At 67.5% G+C, this 6,776-nt stretch carries 10 protein-coding genes and 1 pseudogene; 10 read left to right on the forward strand and 1 reads right to left on the reverse strand.

Translation table 11 applies throughout. The features are described 5' to 3' along the window. The 9 genes from AX744_RS02565 to AX744_RS02600 form a co-directional block, all read left to right on the forward strand. Positions 1–618: HAD-IC family P-type ATPase (locus AX744_RS02565; RefSeq protein WP_157543500.1), on the forward strand; the 618-nt coding region annotated here is incomplete at its 5' end. Then, on the forward strand, positions 615–1,175 hold the full coding sequence (lspA, locus tag AX744_RS02570) for a signal peptidase II (RefSeq protein WP_016465415.1): 561 nt from the start codon (positions 615–617) through the stop codon (positions 1,173–1,175). The genes AX744_RS02565 and lspA, both read left to right, overlap by 4 nt. Positions 1,176–1,177: 2 nt before the next feature. Continuing rightward, the gene (locus tag AX744_RS02575) at positions 1,178–1,486 is read left to right on the forward strand and encodes a hypothetical protein (protein WP_436970512.1); all 309 of its coding nucleotides are present in this window, start codon (positions 1,178–1,180) and stop codon (positions 1,484–1,486) included. A gap of 46 nt (positions 1,487–1,532) precedes the next feature. Continuing rightward, a complete protein-coding gene (locus AX744_RS02580) occupies positions 1,533–2,273 on the forward strand; it encodes an SOS response-associated peptidase (RefSeq protein ID WP_061015310.1) in 741 nt (246 codons plus the stop codon). Between the two features lie 74 nt (positions 2,274–2,347). Beyond that, positions 2,348–3,517: an ATP-binding protein gene (locus AX744_RS02585; protein ID WP_061015311.1), complete on the forward strand. Its 1,170-nt coding sequence runs from the start codon at positions 2,348–2,350 to the stop codon at positions 3,515–3,517. A 23-nt stretch (positions 3,518–3,540) separates the two neighbouring features. Next, positions 3,541–3,696, forward strand: a complete 156-nt coding sequence (locus AX744_RS20165) for a hypothetical protein (RefSeq protein WP_157543501.1) — start codon at positions 3,541–3,543, stop codon at positions 3,694–3,696. Continuing rightward, positions 3,693–4,142, forward strand: coding sequence for a hypothetical protein (locus AX744_RS02590; protein WP_061015312.1), 450 nt, complete (start codon positions 3,693–3,695; stop codon positions 4,140–4,142). Before AX744_RS20165 ends, AX744_RS02590 begins: the two co-directional genes overlap by 4 nt. 73 nt (positions 4,143–4,215) lie before the next feature. Next, on the forward strand, positions 4,216–4,680 hold the full coding sequence (locus AX744_RS02595; RefSeq protein ID WP_061015313.1) for a hypothetical protein: 465 nt from the start codon (positions 4,216–4,218) through the stop codon (positions 4,678–4,680). Continuing rightward, positions 4,677–5,756, forward strand: a complete 1,080-nt coding sequence (locus tag AX744_RS02600) for a zeta toxin family protein (protein WP_061015314.1) — start codon at positions 4,677–4,679, stop codon at positions 5,754–5,756. The genes AX744_RS02595 and AX744_RS02600 overlap by 4 nt, the downstream gene beginning before the upstream one ends. A gap of 70 nt (positions 5,757–5,826) precedes the next feature. Here AX744_RS02600 and AX744_RS02605 read toward each other — a convergent pair. Continuing rightward, positions 5,827–6,498: pseudogene (locus AX744_RS02605) on the reverse strand (ATP-dependent DNA ligase); the annotation flags it as partial. A 4-nt stretch (positions 6,499–6,502) separates the two neighbouring features. Here AX744_RS02605 and AX744_RS02610 point away from each other — a divergent pair. After that, on the forward strand, positions 6,503–6,776 hold a 274-nt coding region (locus tag AX744_RS02610), incomplete at its 3' end, for an ATP-dependent DNA ligase (RefSeq protein WP_442922827.1).

The raw sequence follows: 6,776 nt of genomic DNA on the forward strand, positions 1-6,776 counted from the left end.
GGGCTGGAGGAGCAGGGCATGACCGTCGTGATCGTCCACCGCGACGGCGAGCCGGTCGCCGCGATCGGCGTCCGCGACGAGCTGCGCCCGGAGGTCCCCGAGGTCGTCCGTACCCTCGCCGCGCAGGGCATCGGGGTCACGATGCTCACCGGCGACAACGCTCGCACCGCCCGCGCCCTCGCCGCCCAAGCGGGGATCGAGGACGTCCGCGCCGAACTGCGCCCGGAGGACAAGGCCGCTGCGATCGCAGAGCTCGGTGCGAAGGGCTCGGTCGCGATGATCGGCGACGGCATCAACGACGCCCCCGCCCTGGCCGCTGCCGATATCGGCATCGCGATGGGCGCGACCGGCTCCGATGCCGCGATCGAGTCCGCCGACGTGGCCTTCACCGGCCACGACCTGCGGCTGCTGCCGCGCGCGTTCGACCACGCCCGCCGCGGACGGCACATCATCAACCAGAGCATCATCCTGTCGCTGCTGATCATCAGCGCCCTGCTCCCGCTCGCCCTCTTCGGCGTCCTCGGCCTCGCCGCCGTGGTGCTCGTGCACGAGATCGCCGAGGTCGTCGTGATCCTCAACGGTCTGCGCGCCGCCCGGACCCGGAAGACCATCGCGTGACCGTGCAGGACGTCGCCGCGACAGTCGGCGAAGACCGTACGGGCCCACGGCCGCAGGCGAGGAGAGCCCTTGGCTTCACCTTGGTCGTGGCCGTGCTCGCTGTGGTGCTCGACCAGGCCTCGAAGGCCCTCGCCGTGGCACAGCTGGCCCCGGGGGAACGGATCCCGCTGGTCGGGGACCTGTTCGGCCTGTCCCTGGTCTACAACCCCGGAGCCGCGTTCTCGCTCGGCTCCGGGGCCACCTGGATCATCACCCTCATCGGCGTACTCGCCTCCGCCGCGGTGGTCATCTTCGCCATTCGGCTGCGCGGTGCCCGCTGGGGCCTCGCGCTGGGGCTGGTCCTCGGCGGCGCGGTCGGCAACCTCATCGACCGAATCATGAACCCGCCCGCGTTCGGCCGCGGCCACGTCACCGACTTCCTCGCCTACGGCGACCTCTTCGTCGGGAACGTCGCCGACGTCTTCGTCGTGATTGGGGTCGGACTCGTCTGCCTGAACCTCCTCCTGCCGAACGCTCGCACGATGACCAACAGCGAGAGAACGGAAAGCGCCTCGTGAAAGTGGAATTGCTGCACATCGTCGACTGCCCCAACACGGACATCGCCGAAGCCAACGCACGCGCGGCGCTCGACGCTCTCGGGCTCGGGGGCGTCGCCGTCGAGCTGGTGACGATCCACACCGAGGCCGAAGCGGCAAGCCTCGGGTTCGGAGGATCGCCCACGCTCCTGGCCGACGGCGTCGACCTATTCCCGACATCTCCTGTACAGGCACTTGCGTGCCGCGTCTACACAACGGAGAACGGGTTCGCTGGGGCACCAACCACGTCCCAGATCGAACGGGCGATCCGAGCATTGCCCGAGCAGGCGTAACCGGCGGACACGATCATCACCTGGTCAACATGGAGCCCACCAAGCCGTGGTGCGAATACTGCCTCCCGAAATACTGCTCTCCACCGACAAGACCGACCAGCTGGTGGCCGAGTTCGTCGCGCAGGGCGGCCGCCCGCAGGACTGGCGTCCCGCGTATTCCATCGCCCCGACCGTCAACGCCCCGATCGTGCGGGAGTGGCAGGACGAGGGGACGATCGAGCGTGAGATCACCCTGGCGCGCTGGGACTGGCCGAAACCGCCGAACCGGCCCACGGGCGCCCCGATCATCAACGCACGCATCGAGAAGCTGCCCACGGGGTTCTGGGTGGGCGCGTTCTCCAACGCCCGCTGCATCGTCCCGATGATCGGCTATTACGAGTGGACGGGGGAGAAGGGTAACAAGCAGCCGCACTTCATCCACGCCGAAGACGACGCTCTGCTGGCCGCGGCCGGCCTGACCTGGACGACCGAGATCGACGGGCAGCGGCGACGGGTGTTCGTCGTCGTCACCCGCGAGGCCCGAGACGCCTCCGGCGAAGCCCACGACCGGATGCCGGCGTTCCTGTCTCGGGACCTGTGGGACGACTGGCTCAACCCCGCCTCCCTCACCGTCGATGGCGACAGCGCCGCGTCCAAGAGCAACCGGCTCGAGCTGCTCGGCGAGCTCGACGCGAGCTCGAGCGCGATCGCTGCGACGATGCGCACGCACGAGGTCGACCGGCGAGTGAACAACAGTCGCACTGTCGACCCCCGAGACCCGAAACTGATCCAACCGCTACCGCAGTGAGACAGGTTCTATGAGAATCTAACGATGTCTAGTGTTTCACTAGACTTCAGTAGATCTCGATAGACGGAGTCGCTGTGGACCCAGTGCGCAATCCCTACTCGCCGGGAGCAGGGCGAAAACCAGCAGCGCTCGTCGGACGTGATGACGCGCTCCGAGCGTGGTCAACCGCGCTGCAGCGGGCCGAACGAGGCCGCACCGATCAGCCGTTCGTACTGTACGGGCTGCGAGGGGTCGGCAAGACCGTGCTGCTCTCGGAGTTCCGCCGCAACGCGAGTAAGCGAGGGTGGATCGTCGCTCAAATCGAAGCCGGATCGGGTAAGACGCTGCGAGAGCTGCTCGGAGAAGCGCTCTACGCGCCACTGTCGGACCTTGCGCGACCCACCGCGGGGAAACGCCTGCTGAAAGCGATCAGGACCGCTCTCAGCTTCAAAGCTTCCTACGACACCACGGGGACATGGTCATTCGGTCTCGATCTCTCTGGGGCAGAAGGTGGCGGCGCCGACACCGGCATCCTCGACACCGACCTACGAAAGCTCCTCCGCGATCTGTCGGATGCAGCTGCGGAAGAGAACATCGGCTTGGGGATCTTCATCGACGAAGCACAGGATCTCGACGTCGACGAGCTCACGACACTCTGCACCATCGCGCACGCGGCCGCACAAGACGAGTGGCCCCTGCTGTTCGCGTTCGCCGGGCTGCCGAGTCTCCCTCGCATCATGGCTGAAGCGAAGTCCTACGCCGAACGCTTCCAGTACTCCAAGATCCAACAGATCGACGAGACGGTCGTCGCCGAAGCTCTCACAATCCCCGCCGCCCAGGAAGACGCCCAGTGGGATGACGATGCTGTTGCGCTCGTGGTGGCCGACTCCGGCCGCTACCCCTATTTTCTGCAGCAGTACGGACAGGAGACCTGGAACGTTGCCGCCGGCCCCATCATCACCAAACACGATGCCGAGCTCGGCATCCTGCAGGGCAACAACCAACTCGACAACGGGTTCTTTCGCGCTCGATGGGATCGAGCGACCCCTGCCGAGCAACAGTACCTTCGCGCGATGGCCCTCGATGGTGACTCCGGCAGTTCCTCCGGGGAGATCGCCGCGCGACTGAACAAGAAGCCGAAAAGCCTCGGCCCGACGCGAGCCGCCCTGATCAACAAGGGCCTCGTCTTCGCACCCGAGCACGGAATCGTCGCCTTCACCGTCCCCGGCATGGCCGCCTTCATCGCACGGCAGATCGAAGTCTGACGTCGCAGCTAGAGTCCCATTCCATGCGCGTCACCGGCACAATCCGAAGCACCGCGACGGACACGATCACCGTCGAGGCCGACAGCTACGAGCAGGCTCGCGAGCAGCTGCACGCGCAGGTGCCCGAAGGGCACGAGCTCCTCTCCATCCGCGTCGACCGGGGTGGTGAGGCAGAGTGACCCGCCCTCGCTACATGGACGCCCCCGAGGGCGTCATCGTCTACGAGAACCCGTTCGTCTACCTGGCGGAGAACCCCGCCCGGGAGGCCGCCAACGGGGTCACCGGAGATCTCGGCGGTTGGGATGTCGCTGATGGGTTCCGCCTCACCGAGACGCAGCTGCCCGGCGCCCCGGAATCGGAGTGGCGGATCTCCGTGATCGCCGGGGAGGTCTACGCCGTGCTGCGCCGACTGCCCCTCGAGCGTGCCTACACCTTCGACGGGCCGGTCTGGCTGATCGACCGCATCCCCGCTCAGCTGCAGGACGGACCAGGGTGGGGCCTGCTGCCTCCCGAACCAGTCGTGACGTTCATGCGGGAGATCGAGGCCCTTCGGCGCGAGCCGGACTCACTGCTGACCGCGGTGCGCACCATCCGGGAGCGCCTGCCGCAGCTGGCCAGCGCCTGACGCCGGCCTCCCAGAAAACCCACTTGCATATGTGCAAGAGCTAGTAGACTGGGGGTGAGAGGAGGCGATCGACATGACAACGACCACCGACACCGCCGCGGAGCTTCGCGAGCTCGCGAACCTGCAGCGCCGACACGATCTCCTCGAGAAGGCGATCGAGGAGCGCCTCGTGGCCCTTCGTTTCGGCAAGGGCGTCCAGCTGCAGGAGCTCGGCGCCGCGCTGGGCAAGAGCGAGTCGCAGATGTCGCGCATCCTCAAGGCGCTGGAAAAGACAAAGGGCGTCGCCGTGACGACCGACAAGCCGGTGGCTGCGACGGCCATGGAGCTCGTGCGTCAGGCACAGCGCGGTGAGATCTCGCACGAGGAGTTCGTCGAGCTCCTCAAGCACTGGAACTACGACCCGCAGTACAAGACCCAGGGCGAAGCCGACGACTGGGAGGTCGTGGACAACAGCTTCGACGCCGTCTACCACGCCTATGTGGGGCTCGACCTGCTCTCTGACGAGGAGTACGAGGAGATCGAAAGAGCAGCCGCTTGACGGACTCCGACCACTCGGAGCACCTGGCTGCGCTTCGATCCCTCACCGCTGTCAACGGCCCCATCGACGCCGACGCCCCCACCGCCACGCATCAGCGCGAGCAGAACTACCGCCGAGGACGCCCCACCGCGTCTCGAGCGAGGCTGCACAAGCAGATCATCCAGGAGTTCTTCGCCGAGAACGACGCGGTGATCCGCGACCGCCAGGTGCTGGTGATGGCCGGCCCTCCCGGCGCCGGCAAGAGCTCCGCGCGCCGCGAACGCATCCCCGAGGCCGAGGAGAAGCACTGGCGGTTCATCGACCCCGACGATTTCAAGACGCGGCTGCTGCGCAAGCTGCGCGAGTCGGGGGAGTACGACGAGATCGTGCCCCCGGCGGTGAAGTCCCACATCGACGCCGGCGACCAGTTCGCCCCCGGTGAACTCGCCTCCCTCGTGCACGAGGAATCATCCGATCTCGCCGCAGCAGCAGCGACGATCTCCCTCGAGCGGGGCGAGCGGGTCGTGATCGACGGCGTGCACGGCAGCAAGGCGAAGCTGCTCAAGCGGTTCCAGCAACTCTCCGAGAACGGGTACACGTCGATCGAGATCATCGCCGTCGACGGGCCGCGGGAAGTCACCCGGGCGCGAGTGATCAACCGCTGGGAGAAGGGCTACGCCGCCTTCCAGGACGGCACGGACGACGCCGCCTACCAGGCCCGGTACGTCCCGGAGCACATCACCGACTCGCTGTACGTCGACGACGACCGATTCTCCGCGTGCGCACGGGCCGTGGCCATGGCCACCAAGGGCGCACCCGAGGGGGTCACCGTGCGCGCAGACGTCTACTACGTCGACGACGTCAACGCCGCCGGCGCACCGTGGCGCACCTACCGCAAAGACGTCGACGGCTTCGCTTACGACAAGCTCCGAGACATCCCCCGCCCGCAGCCTCGCACGGCCGACACCGGCGCCGCGAGCACGCCTGCAGGCGGCGACAGCACCCCCGGCGCAGGAGAGGTCTACGTCGCCGGCTACGAGCGCTCAGACGGCACCGTGGTCCCCCCGCACACCCGCGCTCGACCAGCCGGACAGTAGGCGGTTTCTCCCAGGCTCCTCGCTCCTGCAACCCCCGTGACCCACCTGGGCGCGGTGCGGTACGAGCGGCTCAACGATTAGGGGTGGTGTTAAGCACCTCCGTGAGGCGAAAATCGACCGGCTTCTCGAGCTGCTCGTACGTGCATGTCGTCGGGTCTCGGTCCGGACGCCACCGCCGGAACCTGGCCGTGTGTCGGAACCGGTCTCCCTGCATGTGGTCGTACGCCACTTCGACGACCAGTTCGGGGCGAAGCGGGACGAAGGAGAGGTCTTTGCCCTGGCTCCACCGGCTTTGAGTGCCCGGCATCCGGTCTTCCGTCGCAGTTCCAGCAGCGCCGGGCTGCACCCACGGATGGTCGTCCGTGCCGGCCTCCAGGTGCTTCAGTTCCTCGATCAGCGCCGCCCGCCGCGCTGTCGTGAACGAAACGGAGACGCCAACATGCTGGAGTCGCCCGCCGTCGTACAGTCCGAGCAGGAGTGACCCGAGGAGCGGCTTGCTCGGTGTCGAGCTCTTGTGAAGCCTGTAACCGGCGACCACGCAGTCGGCTGTGCGCTCGTGCTTCACCTTGAACATCACTCGCTTATCCGGCTGGTACACGGCATCGAGCGGCTTGGCGACGACACCATCCAATCCAGCGCCCTCGAACCGGGTGAACCAGTCCTGCGCGCGGGAGAGCTCGGACGTCTTCGGGGTCAGGTGGATGGGAGCGTCGGCATCGACGAGCGCATCCTCGAGCGCGGCCACCGTGGCGCGGCTCGCGCACGAGTGGCCGGCGTCGTTCGCGGCCTTCGACGTGCTCGCCGTCGCCGATCAGGATGCGCGCGGCCTGCCGCTGCGCGATCGCCGAGCGTTGCTCGAGGAGCTCGCCCGGGGATGGTCCGCGCCCCTGAACCTCTCTCCCGCGACCCGGGATGCCGGCGAGGCGGCGGAGTGGTTGGAGACGATGACCGCTGCCGGAATCGAGGGCCTGGTTGCGAAGGGCGCTGGCCAGCCGTATCGCGGCGGTCAACGGCAGTGGG

The sequence above is a fragment of the Microbacterium sp. CCH5-D1 genome, assembly GCF_001557335.1.
Classification (GTDB): domain Bacteria; phylum Actinomycetota; class Actinomycetes; order Actinomycetales; family Microbacteriaceae; genus Microbacterium; species Microbacterium oxydans.